This window comes from Roseofilum sp. SBFL (genome assembly GCF_017746885.1).
Classification (GTDB): Bacteria; Cyanobacteriota; Cyanobacteriia; order Cyanobacteriales; family Desertifilaceae; genus Roseofilum.
Genome location: NZ_JAGHZH010000052.1, coordinates 13,129 through 35,052, shown reverse-complemented (window position 1 = coordinate 35,052; position 21,924 = coordinate 13,129). Strand labels below are relative to the sequence as shown.

13 protein-coding genes and 1 pseudogene are annotated in these 21,924 nt (G+C 45.4%); 8 read left to right on the top strand and 6 right to left on the bottom strand.

Annotated elements, in window-relative coordinates; translation table 11 throughout:
• Positions 1-122: 122 nt before the first annotated feature.
• Positions 123-359, bottom strand: a complete 237-nt coding sequence (locus J7545_RS05905; RefSeq protein ID WP_318699648.1) for a hypothetical protein — start codon at positions 357-359, stop codon at positions 123-125.
• Between the two features lie 142 nt (positions 360-501).
• On the bottom strand, positions 502-1,923 hold the full coding sequence (gene glnA / locus J7545_RS05900) for a type I glutamate--ammonia ligase (protein WP_318699649.1): 1,422 nt from the start codon (positions 1,921-1,923) through the stop codon (positions 502-504).
• A 434-nt stretch (positions 1,924-2,357) separates the two neighbouring features.
• On the opposite strand from glnA, the gene apcB reads away from it, so the two are divergent.
• The 4 genes from apcB to J7545_RS05880 all read left to right on the top strand — a co-directional run bounded on the left by apcB (position 2,358) and on the right by J7545_RS05880 (position 10,747).
• Positions 2,358-2,867: an allophycocyanin subunit beta gene (gene apcB, locus J7545_RS05895; protein ID WP_271944124.1), complete on the top strand. Its 510-nt coding sequence runs from the start codon at positions 2,358-2,360 to the stop codon at positions 2,865-2,867.
• A 405-nt stretch (positions 2,868-3,272) separates the two neighbouring features.
• A complete protein-coding gene (locus J7545_RS05890; protein WP_318699650.1) occupies positions 3,273-6,140 on the top strand; it encodes an ATP-binding protein in 2,868 nt (955 codons plus the stop codon).
• A gap of 156 nt (positions 6,141-6,296) precedes the next feature.
• Positions 6,297-7,754, top strand: coding sequence for an ABC transporter substrate-binding protein (locus J7545_RS05885; RefSeq protein WP_318699651.1), 1,458 nt, complete (start codon positions 6,297-6,299; stop codon positions 7,752-7,754).
• A 17-nt stretch (positions 7,755-7,771) separates the two neighbouring features.
• The gene (locus tag J7545_RS05880; protein ID WP_318699652.1) at positions 7,772-10,747 is read left to right on the top strand and encodes an ATP-binding protein; all 2,976 of its coding nucleotides are present in this window, start codon (positions 7,772-7,774) and stop codon (positions 10,745-10,747) included.
• Positions 10,748-10,770: 23 nt separating this feature from the next.
• Here the strand turns inward: J7545_RS05880 and J7545_RS05875 are convergent, their stop codons facing one another.
• From J7545_RS05875 to hemC, 3 genes are all read right to left on the bottom strand, one after another.
• Entirely contained in the window at positions 10,771-13,926 is a 3,156-nt protein-coding gene (locus tag J7545_RS05875) for a cyclic nucleotide-binding domain-containing protein (protein ID WP_318699653.1), read from the bottom strand.
• Between the two features lie 35 nt (positions 13,927-13,961).
• Positions 13,962-14,543: a thioredoxin family protein gene (locus J7545_RS05870; RefSeq protein ID WP_318699654.1), complete on the bottom strand. Its 582-nt coding sequence runs from the start codon at positions 14,541-14,543 to the stop codon at positions 13,962-13,964.
• Positions 14,544-15,080: 537 nt separating this feature from the next.
• A complete protein-coding gene (gene hemC, locus J7545_RS05865) occupies positions 15,081-16,082 on the bottom strand; it encodes a hydroxymethylbilane synthase (protein WP_318699655.1) in 1,002 nt (333 codons plus the stop codon).
• Positions 16,083-16,313: 231 nt separating this feature from the next.
• Here hemC and J7545_RS05860 point away from each other — a divergent pair.
• The 4 genes and pseudogenes from J7545_RS05860 to J7545_RS05845 form a co-directional block, all read left to right on the top strand.
• A pseudogene (locus J7545_RS05860) lies at positions 16,314-16,937 on the top strand (IS110 family transposase); the annotation flags it as partial.
• Positions 16,938-16,974: 37 nt separating this feature from the next.
• Entirely contained in the window at positions 16,975-17,319 is a 345-nt protein-coding gene (locus J7545_RS05855; RefSeq protein WP_318699656.1) for a hypothetical protein, read from the top strand.
• A gap of 27 nt (positions 17,320-17,346) precedes the next feature.
• A complete protein-coding gene (locus tag J7545_RS05850) occupies positions 17,347-18,558 on the top strand; it encodes an ImmA/IrrE family metallo-endopeptidase (RefSeq protein ID WP_318699657.1) in 1,212 nt (403 codons plus the stop codon).
• A 20-nt stretch (positions 18,559-18,578) separates the two neighbouring features.
• On the top strand, positions 18,579-19,106 hold the full coding sequence (locus J7545_RS05845; RefSeq protein ID WP_318699658.1) for a hypothetical protein: 528 nt from the start codon (positions 18,579-18,581) through the stop codon (positions 19,104-19,106).
• A 32-nt stretch (positions 19,107-19,138) separates the two neighbouring features.
• On the opposite strand, the gene J7545_RS05840 is transcribed toward J7545_RS05845, so the two are convergent.
• Positions 19,139-21,586, bottom strand: a complete 2,448-nt coding sequence (locus J7545_RS05840; RefSeq protein WP_318719291.1) for a VIT domain-containing protein — start codon at positions 21,584-21,586, stop codon at positions 19,139-19,141.
• Positions 21,587-21,924: the final 338 nt, after the last annotated feature.

Below are 21,924 nucleotides of genomic sequence, written 5' to 3'. Positions count from 1 at the left end.
GCTAAAGCTTTTCGGAGAGTGACAGAAGAGGGATACAGCGCTTTGCGCTGCTATGAGGGACAGTATTGAATCCTTAAAGCCATATACCACAACCCTATTCCCTATTCCCTATTACCTATTCCCTAGCGCAAAGCGCTATAAACTCCTGAGTTTGCTTCTTCCCAATCGACTTTTAATAGAGCGTCCAAGCGCTGTTGAACAATGCTTAATACTTGTGGATCGATCGCCAGTGTAGAACGCTTATGGCGATCGATCAAGACAGTAGACAATTGATAGGCCACACTCTTGTGAGCCAAGCTTAATGCATTCTTCGTTTGTTGCCACCCTTGATAGGCCAGTTCAGCTAAAGGATTCACCATCAATATTCGATATGAGAAGCTTCGTTTACCTGAATTAGTGTAATCCTTTTTACTAAAATAGCCACCTATCGTAGGTGGCTATCGCACGGGCAGTCACTCTTAATGGATTAAAAAACTATCAGAGGAAAAATCATCGCCTCTTCTAGACATCATAGTACAGGGCAAATTCATAGGGATGAGGACGCAAACGCATGGGATTAACCTCATTATCGAGCTTATACTCAATCCAATTGGTCACGAAGTCTTCCGTAAATACCCCGCCAGTCGTTAAGAACTCATGATCGGCTTCTAGAGCTTTGAGCGCATCGAGTAAAGAACCGGGAGTTGAAGGAACCTTGGCCAATTCTTCAGGGGAGAGATCGTAGATATCCACATCTAAAGATTCACCAGGATCGATTTTGTTTTGAATACCATCAATCCCAGCACAAAGCATGGCAGCAAAAGCCAAATAAGGATTACAAGTGGCATCGGGACAGCGGAACTCTAGGCGTTTGGCTTTCGGATTGGTTCCGGTTAAGGGAATGCGGATAGAGGCTGAACGGTTTCCTTGAGAATAGGCCAAGTTCACTGGAGCTTCAAATCCAGGAACCAGACGCTTATAGGAATTGGTAGAAGGATTGGTAAATGCCAATAAGGCAGGAGCGTGCTTGAGGATACCACCAATATAATGGAGAGCCATTTCACTCAAATTCGCGTAGCCATCTCCCCAGAATAGGGGCTGGCCATCTTTCCAAATGGATTGGTGGGTATGCATCCCAGAACCGTTATCATTAAAGACTGGTTTGGGCATAAAGGTCACGGTTTTACCGTAGCGTTTACCGACATTTTTGATCACATATTTATAGGTCATCAAATTGTCAGCCGCTTCAATCAGTTTGCCAAAACGGAAACCGAGTTCATTTTGTCCCCCTGTGGCTACTTCGTGGTGATGTTTTTCAATCGGTACTCCGCATTTCATCATGGTCAGTAACATCTCCGTCCGCATATCCTGCATGGTATCGGTGGGAGCAACGGGGAAATAGCCTTCCTTGTAGCGGGGTTTGTAGGCCAGGTTACCACCGGGTTCTTCGCGTCCGGAGTTCCAGCGGCCTTCAATGGAATCGACATAGTAATATCCAGCACTTTGGGTTTGGTCGAAGCGAACATCATCAAAGACAAAGAATTCTGCTTCCGGACCAAAATAGGCTGTATCGCCGAGACCGGTTGCTTGAAGGTAGTCGATCGCTTTTTGGGCAATGGAACGAGGATCTCGGCTATACCATTCCCCCGTCCGAGGTTCTTTAATACTACAGATGACGCTTAACGTCGGTTCAGCCATAAATGGGTCAATCCAAGCGGTAGTTGGATCGAGAACCATGCTCATATCAGATTCATTAATGGCTTTCCAACCGCGAATACTAGAACCATCGAAGGGTACGCCATCGGTGAAACTGCTTTCGTCGATTTGATCTTGATACAGGGTTAAATGCTGCCAGATTCCAGGCATATCGACAAATTTCAGGTCGATCATCTGGATCTTTTCATCTTGAACGTATTTCAAGAATTCTGCTGAGGTTTGGAACATGGATTACTCCTTATGAGTTGGTATTGAGTCAGTCTTGAGGTTCAGAGCGTGAGGTTCCTTAGCTTTGAGACCTTCGTTTTCCGCGACCTGAAGAGGAAAATTGACAACCAGTTAGGTCTGGAACAGTGACTGGCCAGACGTTGGTTGCATCAATCCTTTGCCTTGGCGATCGCTGTCCCAGTTTTCTAGCTCATCCATCCTAGGGAATAGGTGTCAGTCAGTTTTGTATAGCTCATTACTAAAATATTTGATCCAGCATGGCGGTTTTTTTAGCAATGTCTTAACAATTCTGATGACTGTGGCGATCGCTCTGAGAGGATGTCCTCTAAACTTGAGGCTGAAATGGGGATGCGTTTTATAGTAAACTCCAAAATGGATATTATGCATTAATCCCCTTTAATAACGAATACGCTGTGTTGGGAGAGTAAATACAAATGCGGGATGCAGTCACAAGCTTAATTTCAAATTACGATATTACAGGTCAGTATCTAGACCGCAATGCCCTAGATCAAATCAAATCCTATTTTGACAGCGGTCTGGCTCGGATTCAGGCGGCTAATGTGATTACGGGTAATGCTGCTAGTATTGTCAAGCAAGCAGGTTCCCAATTATTTGAGGAACTACCTGAATTAATCCGTCCTAGTGGAAATGCTTATACGACTCGTCGCTATGCGGCTTGTCTGCGAGATATGGATTATTATCTCCGCTATGCCAGTTATGCTCTGGTTTCTGGAAATACCGATGTTCTAGACGAGCGGGTCCTACAAGGCTTGCGGGAAGTCTATAATTCTCTAGAGGTTCCCATCGGCCCCACGGTTCGCGGCATTCAAATTATGAAGGAGATTGTCAAAGCACAAGTGGCAGAAGCGGGTGTGGCTGATACCAGTTTTGTGGATCAACCGTTTGATCACATAGCTCGTGATTTAAGTGAGAAGAATGTGTAACGGTTCATTTTGAACTTCTCACTGGTAGGGGCAAGTGTTGTCACTTGCCCCTATTCGTTGATTGGATCATAGGTCATGGGTCATAGACCAATATAAATCGCAACAAGAAAACTTCGATCGGTCTATTCATGCTGCCCTAGTTGTCGCTAATCCCACCATGCCGTACACTCTGTTGATTGAAGGAGAAAAAAATGAGATCTTTTCAATCAATACTGCAATAATGAACCATTAAATAATTAAGAATTGAATAGGCTTTAGCCTGGGCGCAATCATTGATGTTTATCATCCGTGGAAAGAATAGGATTGGATCAGTAATCAGTGGTTAATCTTTCTTTCTAAACCTATAATTGTAACATAAAAGCCACTCTGGAAGGGCGTTGCTCCAAACCCAATTTTCCTGGTAAAATGCGAACCTCAAATATTATCCCCTGGTTGCTGAATCTAGCTTGCCTTGTCCCCCCTCTCTTGCTGACCAGTGTTTTGGTGTTGTTTTATCGCCTGCGGGTTCCGGAACTCCACCGTCAAGCCCAAGACCAACGGGAGGCGATCGCCGAGCAATTTGTCAGTCAGATGAACCAACAGGTGGCGATATCCTACCAAATCGTCAATACGGTAGTTAATATAGTCGGCCCCCTACGGGGCGATCGCACTCAGGTAGCAGAGCGTCTTCGTGCTCTTCTGGAATCCACCGATCCCCAACTGATTTATGGCATTGGACTCTGGTTTGAGCCAGAGGAGTTTGAGCCAGGTGTGCGTTATTTTGGTCCCTATATACATCGAGATCTAAAGCAGCGCGATCGCTTGATTCTCACCCATGAATGGGAAACCCCCGACTACGACTTCCATACTCAACATTGGTATCTGTTAGCCCAAAAGAACCTGGGACAGCCCCAATTTATCGAGCCGTATTTTGATACAGATCTCATTTATATCTCTCTGTGCCAGGGCTTCACTCAACCCAATTCACCTGAGTTCGCAGGGGTAGCCTCAGTAGATATCACCCTCCCTCTCTTGCGAGAGCAAATTGCCAGACTCAACACCCAGCCTGAAGACATGGTTTACCTCACCACATCCTCCGGTAACGTTTTTGTTCACCCCAATCACCAGAAGCTCCTGGCAGCAGCCAAAGCCAAAAATCCTGGGATTCAAAGGATTTTGGAGGTGTCTGGTGCAGAACTCGATGCGTTCCACCAAACTCACTATCGGGACTTTATCCCCACCTCTAGCATCACTATTCCCAATTTAGGCTGGCAGATCCATGTGCTAACTCAACAGGACTATTTTTTAGCTAAGATCGTTGAACTCCGACACGCCATCAGTCTCCAGATTCTAGTGATTTGGCTCGGTACAGGTGGCTTATTGATCGTTTTGAATTACACGATCTTGAATCGCTATAAAGTACGTCAACTTCGAGCCTATTCCCTCACGTTAGAACAAGAAGTTGCCAAGCGATCGGCCCAACTTGAAGAGCAAAAAACTTTCCTACGCAAAGTTATCGATACTACGCCCAATATCATCTTTGTCAAAGATACCGAAGGGCGTTTTATTTTGGGTAATCAAGCCCTGGCTGAAATCTATCAGACCACCGTTGAAAATCTCGTGGGTAAAACTGATGCAGAATTTGGCGTACTCATTCCTGAAGAAATAGAACGATTTCAAAAAATCGATCGCTGGGTTTTGAGCCATGGTCAACTACAAGTGGTTGAAGAATCAGTCACCCAAGCTAATCGTCAAGTCCGATGCTTTCACTCTATCAAAACGCCCCTGATTCTAGCGGAGAATCAACCGCCCTATCTACTCGGCGTAGCTACAGATATTACAGAACGGAAAGCGATCGAGGCAGAAGTCCGACAGGCAAGGGAAGCCGCAGATCTGGCTAACCAAGCCAAAAGTGAATTCCTCGCCAACATGAGTCATGAGCTACGCACCCCCCTAAACGGCATCCTTGGTTATGCCCAGATTTTGCAGCGTAGTAATGAAATAAGTCAGAAAGATCGCAAAGGAGTTGAGGTTATCTACCAAGCGGGTACTCACCTATTGACCTTAATTAACGATGTTTTGGACTTAGCCAAAATCGAAGCCCGCAAATTAGAATTAATCCCCCAGACGGTGAACTTTCCCTCATTTATCACTGGAGTAGCCGAAGTAATTGGTATTAAAGCTCAAGAGAAAGGTTTAGAGTTTCAAACCATTACCCCTCCTCAGTTGCCAGAAGCGGTTTATGTTGATTCCAAACGGTTACGCCAAGTTCTTTTAAATCTATTAGGCAACTCCATCAAGTTCACTCCCCAAGGTGAGGTAATGTTGACCATTGAGGTCATAGGTTTACCTCAACCGAGTCTAGAGTTAGATGCAATCGTTGTGTCTATACGCTTCACTGTACTGGACACGGGTGTAGGTATGACCCCTGAGCAAACCAAGAACATCTTCTTGCCCTTTGAGCAAGTGGGGGAACAGAAGCAAAAAGCGGAAGGAACAGGATTAGGTTTGGCCATTAGTCGTCAAATTGTGGAAATGATGGGGGGAAAAATTCAAATCAGTAGCGAGTTGGGTAAGGGCAGCCGTTTCTGGTTTGAGCTTAACCTTCCCCTTGTACAAGACTGGAAAGAAGAACTTACCGTTGGAGCTGAGGGCAAGATTATTGGCTATGACGGTCGGCGGTGCAAGGTTCTGATTGTGGATGATAAAATCGTGAATCGTATGGTGGTCAGAGAAGTGCTGGAACCGTTAGGATTTCTAGTGGCGGAAGCGGAAAATGGCCAGCAAGGCATTGAGCAATATCAGCAATTCCAACCGGATTTAATTATCACTGATTTGGTAATGCCAAAACTCGATGGCTTTGAACTGGCTCGTCGGATTCGAGAAGAAGACTCAGAGGCAAGGATTATTGCTTCGTCAGCCAGTGTGCTAGAACACGATCAAGACCGCAGTATCGTGTCGGGTTGTAATGATTTTGTACCCAAACCGGTGCAGATAGAGCAATTGTTGGGTCGGATTCAGAAGTTACTAGAATTAGAGTGGATTTACGAAAAGGCGATCGCCACCTCCGAGACGACAGTGTCCGAACTCATTTATCCCCCTGGGGAAGAATTAACCGCCTTAAAAGAGTTCGCCCAAGTCGGAGACATTAGCGGTGTAGAAGAAGAAGTAGAGCGACTGCGTGGTTTGGATGAGAAATATGGGGTGTTCTGCGATCGCATCCTTGCCTTTACCTATGAGTTCGACGATACAGGAATCTTGGAATTCATCTCGGCTGTAGTCCATAATTCATAATTTCGTGTTAATCCAAGTCTTTCTATCTAAGAGATACAGCACTTTTCTCTGCTATGAGGTACATAAATGACTGTTTTTAACGATAGCTAGAACAGCCAAAAGCTCCATTAATTCTGTTGTTTACTCCCCATCAGAGCGCAAAGCGCTGTATCTCTTATGAAAATCAGATCTATTCTTCTGTTATGCTTTCTTTCTGGAATAGCAACATTTCTGGTGAGTTGCTCTATCTCCCCAGTTGAGTCTCAACGCGATCCTGCTATCGTAGATACGGAGGATGATTCCTCACCTAGTGAAGACGATTCATTGGTTATTTGGTGGCAGCAATCCTTTGTCAGTCAAGGAAATGAAGAGATTGCTGGGCTAGTCCAGGAGTGGGAAAAAAAATCTGGGATTAAAACGACTTTAAAATTAAAATCTGAAGCTATTTACGAACAACTTGAAAGTTCTTTCGCGCCAGGGTTGTATAGAAATATCGCACAAGGCAATGCTCCAGATATTATTACCATTGTCGATCTCATAGAGATCGTTCCCCAGTTAGCTTGGGAAGGAAAGTTAGCCGATGTTTCTGATGTGATTGAACCGATCGCAGATTCATTCTATCCGGGCGCTTTAGATGCCGTTAATTATCTAAACAGTACCCTAGGCGATCGCAGCTTTTATGCCATTCCTATGGGGATAGGGACTCATAATATTCACTATTGGAAACCCTATCTCAATCGCCTTGGACTTACAGACAGCGATATTCCTCAAGATTGGCACGGTTTTTGGCAATTTTGGCAAGATGTGCGCGATCGCCTCCACCAGTTAGGAGAGAAAGAGATTAGCAGTTTTTGTATAACCCTCAATAAAGAGGCAAGTGATGGGACTGAGGCCTTTTTACAGTTTCTTCACGGTCATAATGGCAATATCTTCGATCGTGAGGGGAGGTTTGTACTCGATCTCCCAGAGAATCGTCAAGCATTAATTAATGCCCTCTCACAGTTATATATTTTACATCGAAACGGATATATTCCCCCAGAATCGATGGAGTGGACAAATGCCGATAATAATTTTTACTTTCTCGATCGCCAATGTTTATTAGTAACCAATGGTACACTATCCATTCCCGTCACTCAGAAACAGGCTGATAATCCTTACACCCAGAAAGTGAGAAATCGCTACATGAACGAAATTGTTACGATGTCGAGTTGGCCCAATACGGTCAAGGGCAGTCCTTTAAAAATTTTTATCGGACAATCTTTTCTGGTTTATAGTTTTGTACCTGCCAATGCTAAACGCCCAGAAGCCGCCAAACAATTTTTAGCTTATTTACTACAACCCGAAAATCTCCAACTCTTGATCGAACAGGAGAAAGGACGATTTTTGCCTCCCATGCCAGAACTTTTGCATACCTCGTTGTGGCAGAAGCCTGACCCTCACTTGGCCGCTGTAGAAAGCCTGTCTGCCGAGAACATTCAGGCTTATCCAACTATCCTAAATCCAGCCTACGCAAAAATTAGTAAGAAGAAGATATTCACTACAGCTTTAGAGAGGGTCATTCAAGAAGGGGTCTCTCCAGAAGAGGCCGCAGATGATGCGATCGCTCAAATTCAGGATATTATCAACCACTATTAAGATCGGGAGAAAACATCGTGACATTTCCCATTAGAAAAAGTCTTTTAGTTCAATTAACCAGCTATTTTTCTCTGTTATCGGCGATCGTTATCGGCGTTGTGGCTTTTTCTGCTTACTATCAAGCTAGGTGCGCTCTGATGAAAGAGGTGGTCGATCGCCTAAGCGCCACCATCGCCTTAAAAAGTACCCAACTTGATGGGTGGGTAGACCATCAGATCCAAGATATTCTTTTAGTGAGTCAACAAGCTCCCGTTCAAGAAGCAGTAGCAACTTTGCTGATGACTGACGAATCAGAAGCCACTTATCAAGAAACGGAGCAAGCACTCAGACGCTATATTGATGACTGGACAACTATCAAGTCGAATTTACACAATATCCGCATCACAGATACCGGCAGCACTGTTATATTTGATGCCCAACATCCAGAAATCAAAGGCAGATATCGACCCAATGCTGCACCAACCACCTTTTTTACATCCGAGACGGCTGATGCGATCGCTCCTTACTTCTACATTTCTCCGATGACGGGTCAATCGGCGATTACGTTTGCCACTCCCATTGTTGATGACGCAAACATCCAAATGGGCGCGATCGCCGTCGATCTAGACCTAGCAGATATCGATACTCTGATTCGCAATAATACAGGGTTGGGCGAAACCGCAGAAACTTATCTAGTCGGTAACAGCAGACAAGGGGCGATCTTTATCTCCATAGAGGGCAAGGAAAATCTACAATCCCAAGCCCAAATTAGCAGTGTGGGAATCGATCTCGCGATCGAGGGTCAAAATGGCTTTGGACTCTACAAAAATTACGCAGACATTCCCGTAGTCGGAGTTTATCGTTGGCTTCCCAACCAAGAATTAGCATTGCTGGCAGAAATTTCTCAAGCCGAAGCCTTTACTCCAGCCAGACAACTGGCACGTAATATCGTTCTGATTGGCTTGTGTTCTACTGGAGTCTTGTTAGTGGGAGTCTATTTGCTCTCTCGAGAAATTGTCCGTCCGATTGTAGCGATCTGTCAAGCCGCAGAATCTCTAGCAGCAGGAGATTTAAACCAAACTGCACCCGTAATAACCAAAAATGAAGTTGGACGGCTGGCATCGACATTTAATCAAATGGCAGGGCAGTTAAAAGAATCTTTTTCCACCTTAGAACAGCGAGTGGAAGAACGGACTCAAGACTTGCAAGAAAATCAACGGGTTCTAAGGACCCTGATGAGTAATTTACCAGGGATGGCATACCGTTGTCTCCACGATGAATATTGGACGATGAAATTTGTCAGTCAGGGAGGTTACGACCTCACGGGTTATTCCTCCGAAGACCTAATTGACAACCGTACGATCGCCTATAGTGACCTCATCGATCCGAGAGATCGCCCGCTCGTCGAAAGTACAATGGAAGCAGCAATAGAGCAGCACAAACCCTTCCAACTCGTCTATCGCTGCATTACGGCAACCGGAGAACTCAAATGGTTTTGGGAACAAGGAACTGGCGTGTATACAGAAGAAGGTAAAATCACCTTTATCGAAGGCTTTATTACCGATATTAGCGAGCGCAAGCAAGTTGAAGAAGCTCTTGCAGAAGCTAAACGAATGTCTGACAGTGCCAACCAAGCCAAAAGCGAATTTTTGGCAAACATGAGTCATGAGTTACGTACTCCGCTCAATGGTATCTTGGGCTATGCCCAGATCTTACAGATGAGTAATGAACTGAGTCAGAAGGATCGCAAAGGTGTTGATGTGATTCGTCAAGCAGGAACTCATCTGTTAACCCTGATTAACGATGTCTTGGACTTAGCCAAAATTGAGGCTCGCAAGCTAGAACTGCTCCCTGAAACTGTAAATTTTTCGTTATTTTTACAGAGTGTTGCAGAAGTTATCTGCATTAAAGCAGACCAGAAAAGTCTAGAGTTTCAACTGATTATCCCTTCCCAGTTACCGGAAGGCGTTTATATAGACCCCAAACGATTACGCCAAGTTCTCTTAAATCTACTGAGTAACTCGATCAAATTCACCCATCAGGGTAAGGTGACATTGACAGTTGAACCGATGGATTTACCCCAAATCAGTCCAGAGTTAGATACAACGGTTATGCCGATACGCTTCACCGTAAAAGATACCGGTATCGGTATGACTCCTGAGCATATAGAGAAAATCTTCTTGCCCTTTGAGCAAGTGGGGGATCGGCAGCAAAAATCAGAAGGGACAGGTTTGGGTCTAGCAATCAGCCATCAAATTGTGGAGATGATGAGAGGTGAAATTCAAGTGAGTAGCGAGTTGGATAAAGGGAGCTGTTTCTGGTTCGAGGTCAACCTTCCTCTGGTTCAAGATTGGCCAGAAGAACTCAGTGTTGCCGTCAAGGGTAAGATTGTGGGTTATAACGGCCAGCAGCGCAAGGTTCTAATTGTGGACGATAAAAGTATCAATCGTATGGTTGTCCGTGAAGCGCTAGAAATTGTGGGCTTTGTGGTAGCAGAAGCTGAAGATGGGGAGCAAGGTATTGAAGAGTATCAGAAATTTCAGCCGGATTTAATCATCACAGATTTGATCATGCCTAAGCTCGATGGCTTTGAACTGGCTTGTCGCATTCGCCAACAAGACTCAGAGGTGACGATTGTTGTCTCTTCAGCCAGCCTACTCGAAAACGATAAAGAGCGCAGCATCATTGCCGGTTGTAATGATTTTGTGCCCAAGCCTGTGGACATGAAGCAACTATTGGGTCGGATTCAGAAGTTACTCGAATTAGAGTGGATTTATGAAACTTCGATGACTCCATCAGAAGCAGCCACTTCTGAACTCATTTATCCCCCTAGGGAACAATTAACGGACTTAAAAGAGTTGGCTCAAGAGAGTGACATTACTGGTGTTGAGGAAGAAGTAGAACGACTGCGGGGTAAGGATAGTAAATATGGGGTGTTCTGCGATCGCATCCTTGCCCTTGCCAATGAATTTGATGATAGGGGAATTGTAGAATTCTTAGCCCACGTAATATAGCACGAAGCGCTCTATTCTATTCCCTAGCGCCAATCGCTATAACTCGTCTGCGGTTGAGAGAGACACCAGAGAAGGCGAGGACAGCGATCGATGAGGATCTCAAACTGTTTGCTCGATAGGGTTAAAAATGTGCAATGGGTTTGAGTAACAATTTTATACCAAATATTTTCCAAGGCAGCTATTTCGCCAAAATATTGCCCAGCACTCAGGGTTAAGGTCTGGCTTTCTAAAGGTTTGGGATGGGAATATAAAGTAACCTGACCTTCGGCAATGAGATAGAGTTTCGCTTGATGGGGGTCACCCGCGTAAAGGGTGGCATGAGCGGGTAAATGTGCGGGATAAAAGAGAGGGTTGAGTTCTTCCAATTCATCCAGGGAAAGGATATGGAATAAGGCTGTACTTTTAAGGAAAAAGAGTTGTTTTAAGAACCAGTCCTGTTGGGGAATTTCTTCTTGTTGTCTAGTGGCGAGGGATTGGGCGATTCTACGAACCAAGGGGTGTGGATCTTCTTGTAAGTGGCAGGGAATTAGATAGGGGTTGGTGGTCGAGTGTAGTCGAAGTTCTGAGAGCATCAATAAAGCACCAAGGCGTAACCAGCGATCGCTCTGTTCACTCAACTGGTAAATTAATTCTGATTCCGATAAAGATGGGGTAGAAACGAAGGGTTGCTCCTCTTCTAAAAGAGGCAGGATAGGACGGATAAATCGTTGATGTTTAACTGACATCAGCGTTTCTAGAGCATTGGCTCGCAGACGAGGATCGGTACTTGTGAGGAGAGGTTGAATCTGTTTAATTATGTTCTGGTTATCGAGTACCGATAAGATATAAAAGACACGCTGAATGACCCGTTTTTGATAATCTTGAAGGATTGTTTTCAGGAAAGGAGCATAGGGGGCATGGGGTCGAATACTCTTAATCCAGGATGGGGTTTGGGCAACTCCTTTACAATCCGGTTTGAGAAAATCATAGAGGAGGTTAATGGCGCGGCGAGTGCCGACTTTGGCGATGGTGGCGATCGCCATTTCCACTACCTCATAGCGAGGGGAATACAAATAGACACGAGCCACCTTTAAGCTAGCTTCTCCATAATTGGCTAATGCAGTAGCAGCCCATAATCGTACGGCTAAACTCGAATGTTGTAGCCCCATCGCCACATCAAGGAGCAAACTGGGACTTTTGACCACTCCCATAACTTTAAAAGCAATTGCCCTAGATAACGGATCGACATTGGCTAATTGACTCGCTGCTAACTTCCCGACCTCCTGTTCTCCAGGGCGAGCCAGTAGAGCTAAAACATCCAATCCTTGACGACTGACTTCTAAGGAAGCATCTTTCAAAAGCCTTTGCAGGTAGGGAATAAATTGACGATTTTTAGTGCTGCGAATGGCTCGAATAAGGGTCAGTTTAGTCGTTTCATCTAGGGGAGTATTCCAAAAGAGGTTGCAGCTCTCCTGAATTTTCGGGTTTTTACTTCGGGCTTCAATAGACGCAACACACAAGAGAGCTTCTTGTTGAAGATTGGGGTTTTTGTGGAGCTTTTCTAATTGTTCGTTAGGGAGTCGGTATTTACTAGCAATAATCGCTTCTAGGGCTAACAAGCGTAGGCTTTGATCCTCGCTTTGCAGGAAATGCTCTAGAAATTTGAACATCTGAGGATGAGGACAGCTTTGGAAAAATTGAATTAGGTGGGGATGAAGATCTGGGTGATGAAGAAGAAAGAGGGGTTGAATGTAGGGCAAGAATTGTTGGGGTCGTTTGAGGCAGGAGGCAAGGGAAAGACCTAAGATTTGATTTTGGATCTCTTTGCTCTTGAGTAGTTCAATGACTTCTGTTTCGCAGTGTTCTGGTAATTTTGGTAATCCCACTCCTACCTCATGCCATTGGGTGGAACCCGATCGCAATAAACTCAGCAAGGATTGTAGATAGCTTTTGCCCATAGCATAGCGAACTAGCAGAAATAGGAGGCTTAATCCCAGACCTAGTTCGGCAATTTGTAACTGGCTGAATTGATCCAATCCCCATAGTAAAATACCCGCCATCGCTAGACCCAGGGAATAAAATAAGCCATTGCTAATGGTGCGAATGCGGCCGACTAAATCATAGGGAACCGCGTTATAGTTCAAGCTTTGAATGGGTTGATTAATGCTATCTTCAATGCCATTGGTGTTAAAATTACACGCCATGGCACTGATTAAATTCCCTTGAGTACCTAATCCCAGAAAGCTGAGGAAGGTGGTGACGGGATAAAGCAGGTTCATCCCCATTACTCCAATCCGATTGAGTAGGGGTTGGGTGAGGGGGTAGAGGATAATAAAAGGAATGATGCTGTTAATCATCCGCATCGTTCCTAAAAACCCAGTGAGTTGGCGATCGCTGGTAAAGTTCTCGGCGTAGATACTAAAGTAGAGGAATTCGCCAATCGTATACAAAAGAATGGTTAAAAAAGTACTGGTGGCTAAGAAGCCAATGATGGGATATTTTTTTAGGGTTTCTAACCGGGAAATGGGAGTTGAAGACTGGACTTGATTAGGCGAAGGTGAGGATTTTATCGGAGTTTGGGTATGGTCGAGATAGAGCAGTTGAATAAAGACGAGCGCATAAAAGAGGGGCAGAATTAAGATCAGATTTTCTGGTACAACTTTTTGCGAGAGAATACTGATTAATCCTCCCCCTAATAAGCCTCCTAAAGCGGTTGCCATTCTTAGGGAGGGGGCATATCGTTTCCAGTCTAAAGTCGTGAAGTAATCGGTTACTAAGCTGGGAAAGAGAACTTCGGTGACTAAAGTCCATTGGATATAAAAGCTGATATACAGAACGAAGTAAACCCAGGGACGATCGAAGACGATGAGCAGACGTAGGGATAGGGCTAATGCCAGGGCAAGGATGAGAAAATACTGAAATAATCGGGGGCGATGGGTGCGATCGACAATTTGCGATAAGCCTAGATATACTGGGATCGAAACGACACCCATCAGCATATAGGATCGGGGCAAAGAAGATGCCCCCGCATGTTGTAAAAATAAGGCGCTTCCCAGGGTTAAACCGATCGCACTAAAGCTCATCATGGAGATGGCTAAGAGAAACAGTTGGGTTAAACGGTTTTCCAGAATTCTCAAAGGTTTGGTGATGGGTAATCGGTAATGGCTAATGGCTAATAGGTTTCCTCCAGGTCTCCCCATCTCCTTACCTCCATGTCTCCCCGTTGGCGATCAGCTTAACCATAGTAAGAGGGTTCATTACCTGGTTTCCACTTAATATTACAACCAAGACTCGGTCTTTGTTCTGGAGCTACAGGTTGTCCAGCTAAAGTTGCATCGATCGCTTTCCTCAAATCTGTACCGGTTACCGGAATATTGGTGCTGGGGCGAGAGTCATCCAGTTGACCTCGGTAAACGAGGCGGCGATCGCTATCAAACAAGAAAAAATCTGGTGTGCAAGCGGCAGTATAACTTTTGGCTACTTCCTGGCTTTCTTCGTAGCAAACGGGAAAGGTAAACCCTAATTCTAAAGCCATCTGTTTTAATTGTTCAGGAGAATCATCCGGATGTTTGACGATATCATTAGAACTGATCGCGACGATTCCTAAGTCCGTATTCTGATAATCTTGCCCTAGGCTTGACAATTGGCTTTGAATGTGCTTCACAAAGGGGCAATGTTTACAAATAAACATCACCAACAGGGCTTTTTTCTGGGCAAAAGTCTCTACAGAAATAATTTCTTCAGAAACTACATCTGGGAGTTGAAAGCTGGGCGCTAGAGTCCCTAACGCCAACATGGTTGATTCTGTTCTAGCCATAGGGATTAAATGCACAACGCTGGTTTAACTCACGTTAATTGTACAAGTCAATCCCAATATCTTGACACTCTGCGCTCTGAAGAGACGCAGATTCTCCAGGCTATACATGGAAGGGTCTGTCAAAAGGCATTTGGAGCCACCGACCCTCTATTCTGTTGCTCTCGCTACACTAAGTACGAAGCTTCAGACTACTTTTCCTCTGTTTTGCTTTCCGGGGACTACCACGCTTGCCAATTCGGTACGCTCCTCATCCTGCGTTGCTTGCCCCAATGAATGTCGTTCTGCGCCTCAAAGACCGTCGGTTCTCAGGTGGCCGGAATTTCACCGTAACTAGGATGATTCTTCACGTAGGCGTTTGCCCTTACTCACTTTTTAAGTATAACAAATTTAGGCGACTAAAGTCGCACGAGGAAAAGCGACTCGTGTTTTTAAATGAGTTATTCATGATTGTCCCTCATCCTCCAGCCCCTTCTCCCGCAGGAGAAGGGGAGCAGAGTGTAGAGGTTGGGTTGAGGAACGAAACCCTACAGGGGGTCGTTAACTACGGTCAATTTGGGCGAGAATTTCCGCTAGGATCTCCCCTGCACCGCGTCCTCGTAGTTCTTCGGCAAGATTAATCCCCAGGTGTTCCGCTTCTTGGCAACTGCCGGTAACTTGGTCGCGGATGAGGCGCTGGCCATCTAAACTAGCTACCATACCAACTAAGGTGAGGCGATCGCCTTCAATAGACGTATTCACGCCAATGGGAACTTGGCATCCCCCTTCTAAGGTTCGCAGAAAAGCCCGTTCAGCCAAACAGCGATAGAGTGTAGGTTGATGTTGAATCACCTGAATAATCTCCAACACTGCCCGATCTTTCTTAAGATTTTCTTCGGTTTCCTGGTCATTAATCTGACGGCATTCGATACCCAATGCTCCTTGTCCGACAGCATGGAGAGAAATATCAGACGGAATTTCCTGTTGAATGCGATCGCTCATGTCCAAGCGCTTTAAGCCCGCTGCTGCTAGAATCAGGGCATCATATTCCCCATCATCCAACTTTTTCAGACGAGTATTCAAATTTCCCCGCACATCCTTAAACGCCAGTTGTGGGAAATAATGGCGCAGTTGGGCCAAACGCCGCAAAGAAGACGTACCCACTACCGCACCATCGGGGAGAGTTTCCAATTTCTTATCCCCATACTTAGCATTCACCACTAACGCATCAGCCGGGTTTTCCCTCTGTGTCACGCAACCGAGCATCAAACCTTCCGGTAAATTGGTCGGTAAATCTTTCAGGGAATGCACAGCCATATCCGTTGTTCTAGCGAGCATTCCCACTTCCAGTTCCTTAGTAAACAACCCCTTATCGCCAATTTTCGCCAGGGGAACATCCAGGATTTTATCTCCTTGGGTACTCATGGTTTCAATCTCAAATTGAGTATCGGGGTGATGGACCTGGAGTTGAGCTTGTACCCATTCGCTTTGAACCAGAGCAAGTTGGCTTTTACGGGAACCCAGGCGTACAGTTTGGGGAGAGGTTGTAGCAGAGGAGGTCATTAATAATAATTTCTTTTTGCAGATAGACTCACTTGATCTAGAGTACCAGGAATGGGAAGGCAATAGGCAATAGGGTTTAGAATGTCATTAGCATTGCAATTCCCATCCTCCGTAGATACTGTCTTGGATGTCAAGGGGAGGAAATCCGGCCAAGTCAGAGATCGTTAAACAGCCAGCTCCATCGATGTAGATAAGGAGGGAAATAAAGAATAGACAAGACAACAGTTCACCGTCAGTATAGTCAATCCGGCTCGGATTAAGGGATTTGCCAAAAGTGAACTCTTACGCACGAAAACTGACTCCGTGGATGCTGGCTTAATTGCTCGCTTTTGCCAAGCCATTAACCCATCTCCTTGGACTCCCCTGCCAGCAGAGATTAAGGAGCTTCAAGAGTTGATGCGACGCTTAGAAGCGCTGCAACAGATGGAACAACAAGAGCGCAACCGCCTGGAAACCTCTACAGGTGTGATAACTGAGTTAATCTTATCTCATCTAGAGGGTCTACACCAGCAGCAAAAACAAGTTAAACAACTGATTCGAGACCATTTTCAGCGTCATCCCCACCTGGGAAAACAACAGGAGCTATTAACCTCTATTCCCGGTATTGGTGAACTGAGTGCCTCGGTTCTGCCCCGATCTCCTCCCCTTGACATCCAAGACAGTATCTACCATAGACCAATCATGACTGTATCAATCTTAATCGAATTAACTATAACATCAATGCCGATTCAGTTGCTCTTTGAAAGCACAATGCTGATTTTGGAGATATTTCTGCACCACAGTCTGACATTTTCGTGCTATTCTTTATCTTGTAAGCTAACAATATCAAATCAGAGAAAGCATTCATTAATGTAACCAATTATACTTTTTATGATGGTACGGAGGAAAATGAATGGCTGATGGCGATAGGATTCATTTAAAACTCAGTGGCATTTACAACAAACCATATAAACAACTTTGTGAGGGAATACTACCTCCAGATGAGTGTGCCCATAGTCTTATGCATGCGCTGAAACAGGATCTAAAGAAGAAGGGGAAAGAGTTTATCCAACTTCCCCAAAAAATAGGGCAATATTTGAACCAAGCGATCGCACAAGTCCCTGTCAATTGGCCCAGTGTTAGGAGTGAAATCAATCACATGATTTATCAATCCAGAGATCTATCTCATTACGATCAAGAAAGAATTCACCGCGCAGCTCAAAGCATTGTTTGTCAATTGAAATATAAAAAAATTTAACTCTTACTTCAAAAGCTTGAGGGCATTATGGCTGCGAATATCCTGGACACAATCAATCGCCAACACTTAGGAAAATCTCTCAAACAAGCACGAGAACAACGAGGCATGACTCAAGCGGATGCCGCTCAAGTGCTTGAGGTTTCCCGCACCACCCTAGTAGCGATCGAAAATGGTACTCGGCGCTTAAAACCGGCTGAATTGATTAAACTTGCTCGTGCCTATGGGCGTTCTGTGGGTGATTTTGTGCGTCCGCGTCCTGTCGTGGAACCCCTAGAGGTACAATTCAGGGCTGTCTATCGCCGTACCCAGGAAGAACAAGCTGCCATTGAGCCTGTGGTGTTGCATCTCCAGCAATTGTGTGAAAACTACTTGGAATTGGAACAACTGATGGGTTCTCCCTTGCCGCAAAATTATCCTGCTAAATATGACGTTGAGGAAATGCCTATAGAACCTTTAGCAGAGGCGATCGCTACTCAAGAGCGGCAGCGCCTTGGACTTGGCGATCACCCCATTCAGCAATTACGAGATACCTTAGAAGCGAATGTGGGATTGCGGATTTTTTATTTACCCATGCCCGCAAAGTTTTCAGAAATTTATAGTTATAACCCAGAATTAGGAGGGTGTTTAGGCATTAATTCCAATCACCCAGAAGAGCGCAGAAGATGGTCATTAGCCCATGGTTATCTTCACTTTTTGGCTCATCGATATAAGGCAGTTGTGGATTTTGATAACCAATATCAGAGAATGCCGGATAGTGAAAAATTAGCAGAAGCATTTGCTAAATATTTTCTCATGCCAACAAGTAGTTTACTTAAACAATTTAGAGATCGAACCCGTTCAAACCAGGGTAAATTCACACCAACCGATCTGTTTACTCTAGCTCACTATTATGGTGTCTCGGTGCAAGCGCTGGCGTTTAGACTTGAGGAGATGAAATGTATTCCGACTGGAACTTGGGATAACTTAAACTCAAGAGGCCTCAAAGTTAGGTCAGTTCAGCAACAGTTGAATTTACAGGATATTCCTCAGCGTTCGGATATGACTCCCGTTCACTATCAGCATTTGGCAATTGAAGCTTTAGATCGAGCGTTAATTACTGAAGGACAATTTGCTCAGTTTTTAGGTGTGAACCGTCTAGAAGCACGTCACATGGCGGAACAACTACGAGAATATTCTAGTGGAATCTTAGATGAAGATCGGGTTAATCTGCGGGAGGTAGCAGATGCGCAACATCAATAGGGGGAGATAAAAATTCAGTTATGGATATTCGATCTTCCCATCTACTGCTCGATACCTGCTGTCTGTTGAATTTTCATGCATCGGGTCAATGTTTAGAGATTTTACAGGTCATTCCTGCACAAGTGGCTATCGTGGAAGAAGTCAAACAGGAGTTAACCCAGAGCGATCTCACAGAAATTGAACAAGCGATCGCCGAAAATCTTTTGATCGCTGTAGATTTTGCCTCTGATTCCGAAGCTGAGAATTTTGTCAACTATGCTGCCGCTCGTTTAGGGGATGGCGAAGCAGCAACTGGGGCGATCGCCGTTGAGCGAAAATGGGCGATCGCTACAGATGACCGCAAAGCGATTAAGTTTTTTACCCAGGAAGCACAGTCTCTACAAATTTTCTCCACATTAGAAATTATCAAGTATTGGTCAGAAACCCAAGTCATTCAACCGTTGCAGGTGCAAGAAACACTCCACAATATCCAAGTTCAAGGTCGATATACTCCTGCTGAAAATCATCCTCTCAAAAGTTGGTGGGACAAATTTCTCGATCGAGGCTAAATAGAGACAGGTTTCCCTGTCCCTAAGATCGGTTAATTCCCGTTAACTCGCAAGGTTACTGATACTGTACCCTGAACTGAACTGGGAACCGGCCAACCGAGTAAAACCGATCGCACCGCTCGAATAGCGTCTTCGTCTTCTATCGTCGAATTCTCCTCATCCAGAAGCACCCGACGAACACGCCCATTATTCGTCCAGACTTCTAGAGTCAAATCCCCAGAAACCTCGTCAGGAAGGGAGATAGACTGAATATACTCGGTTAAAGCGGCGATCGCCCCCTCACTTAATCCCTCAGCCTTCACCACCTCAATGCGGTTGGGTAAGCTTTCTGCTTTACTTTCCTCTGTCAATTCCATTTCCTCCATGTCCATCGTATTCATTGGAGGAGCAGGTGGGAGCGCAGCCGTTTCAGGTTGGGGAGCAGCAATCCTTGCCAGAGGCGCAAATCCTCCCCTGGTTCCTCCTCTTCTGCTGGCTCTACCAGGACTTTGCATAACGGCTTGATCCTCCTGAGGTGTACCAAAAACACCCTCATAACTCACGCCATCAGGTAACTCTACCGGCACTTCTACCCGCACAGATCGACCATCGGGGTTAACGCGCACTTCCTCGCTCACAGCGATAAATGCCGTGTATTCAGACAACAGGCGATAATCGAGGGCAGTCTGCGTCACCGCATCGACTCCAGACTTCGTTTCGCTGCCGTACATTCGTGTCATCAGATCCTTAATTTTGGCTCTACCCCAGAGCTGGGCGATCGCCTCACTATCCCCCCTAAAATTGACCGGGAACGCCTGTTCATAACGTTTTCCACCTGCCGAAACCCCTCGAATGGTTAACGTCCCATTTTGACCGTCTGTCTTGCGTCCGAACACCACCAACGGTTGACTGGCAAACAGATCTGGAGGTGCGAGAGGATAAATTTCTGGAGTCTCTCCTGCACCGCTCCACGTCACCTCAATATTGCTCAAAACCGGGTTATTAATTTGGCTGAAAAACTTTTTCACCACCGGGTCAATATTCTCATCATGGCGTACCACTTGCACGGTTCCCCGACCCACTTCTGCCAGTCTATCTAACAAAAATCGATTCGTAGAACTGCCGACACCAAAGCTATACAACCGATTTCCCCGTTGCAGATTCTTTTGCACCGCCGCAATAATTTCCTGGTCATTGCCAATATAACCATCGGTGAGCAATACCACACTCCGCAACCGTCCTTCCGGAGGTGCAGGAAAGTTCATCACTGCATTGATGCCATTCATTAACTCCGTTCCCCCTTCGGCGTTCAGTTGATTAATATACGAGAGGGCTTTTTGGCGATTTTGCGCAGTATTGGTTAGTGGAGAGGCAGACAACTGGCGAGCCGTATTAGAAAAATCGATAATCGTAAACGTATCGTTGGGATTTAGACCCCGAATAAATTCTCGCATCAAGGCTTGAGATTGGGCAATGGGTGCGCCGGACTGGGAACCGGAAGTATCCATCAAAAAGACCACATCTTTGGGGATGATTTCCTGGGGTTGATAGTCTAAAGCGGGAATTAAATAGGCGGCGAAATGTCCGCCATTTCGATCCTTTTGCGTCAGGAGAGTCGCTTGGGTTTCCTGTCCCGAAACTTGATAGCGTAACACCAGATCTTTGTTAGGAATTTGGTCTTCTGGCAAGAGTTGAATTTCAGTGATATTGCGCTGTTTTCGCACTAAGATTTCATGGGAAGTCGAAGTAATATTACTAATGGGAACGCCGGCATCAATGTTAACGGAAACTTGGATATCATGACCCGATCGCGTCCCTGGCTTCAGTACTGGGGGCGTAATCCGAGAAGCATCGGGCACTCGGTCAGTATCTTCCGTTCCTTGAATTGAGTTACCCGGAATATAGCGCGGCCCGACTACCATGGGAAAGACAAACTCATAATTCCCCCCTTCAAACGTCAGGGAGTCCGTGTAGCGGATAGTGACCTCGATTTTTTCCCCGGGTCGAATATTGGCTAAAGATTGGGTAAAAATATTCGCCCGCTCTTGCTCTAAAAGTCCCGCAGTGCGTCCTTGCGCTCTCGCTTGTTCGTAGATTTCTTGGGCTTCTTCCCGTTTCTTAATGCTACCCTTGATGGTGCGATCGCCTAACTTAATCTCCATATCGTACACCGCCGCCTCATCTGGCAGGGGAAACACATACACCGCTTCCAGAGGATCTTCAAACGGATTTTCAAAGGTTTGGGTGACTTCCACCTGGGAAAGATTGCCGGAAACCGTAGCATTGACGGAAGTATTTTTTAAGGGGAAAACTTGGGTTTGACCGTCTTCTGAGGTCACCCAGAGACCATTGGAGGTCAAATCAGCAGGGTTTTCTATGGAGTTAGCGGCTTGAATCATGGCATTAGGAGAACTAGGAGGAAAAACGGAGATCTGTGCAGTGCTGTGCAGACATCCGGTGAGGAGTAAGGATAGGGGAAGAAAATAAGTGAGTTTATTCATAAGAATAGAGGTAATGGGTAATGGGGAATAGGTTCATCTGGCAAGTCTGTGTGTCTCCGCGTCCCCATGTCCCAGAATGGCATAACTGCATGGTAGGGGAGGTTAGGTTACACTTTTAGTAACACTCCGATTTTCTTTGGACGTAAAGGAGCAGATTTGATTCATCTTCATGTCATAAAACTCGGACAAAACACGGGTTGACTCCGGCACAGGAATGGTAGGATTCTCCTGTGGAAAACTATTATTTTTAAACCCAACGCCTGTACTCGCAAATTATCTCAGACAGATTCGAGGAGTTTAGAGTCTAAATGGTAAGACTATCAGAGTCGTTTTCAAAA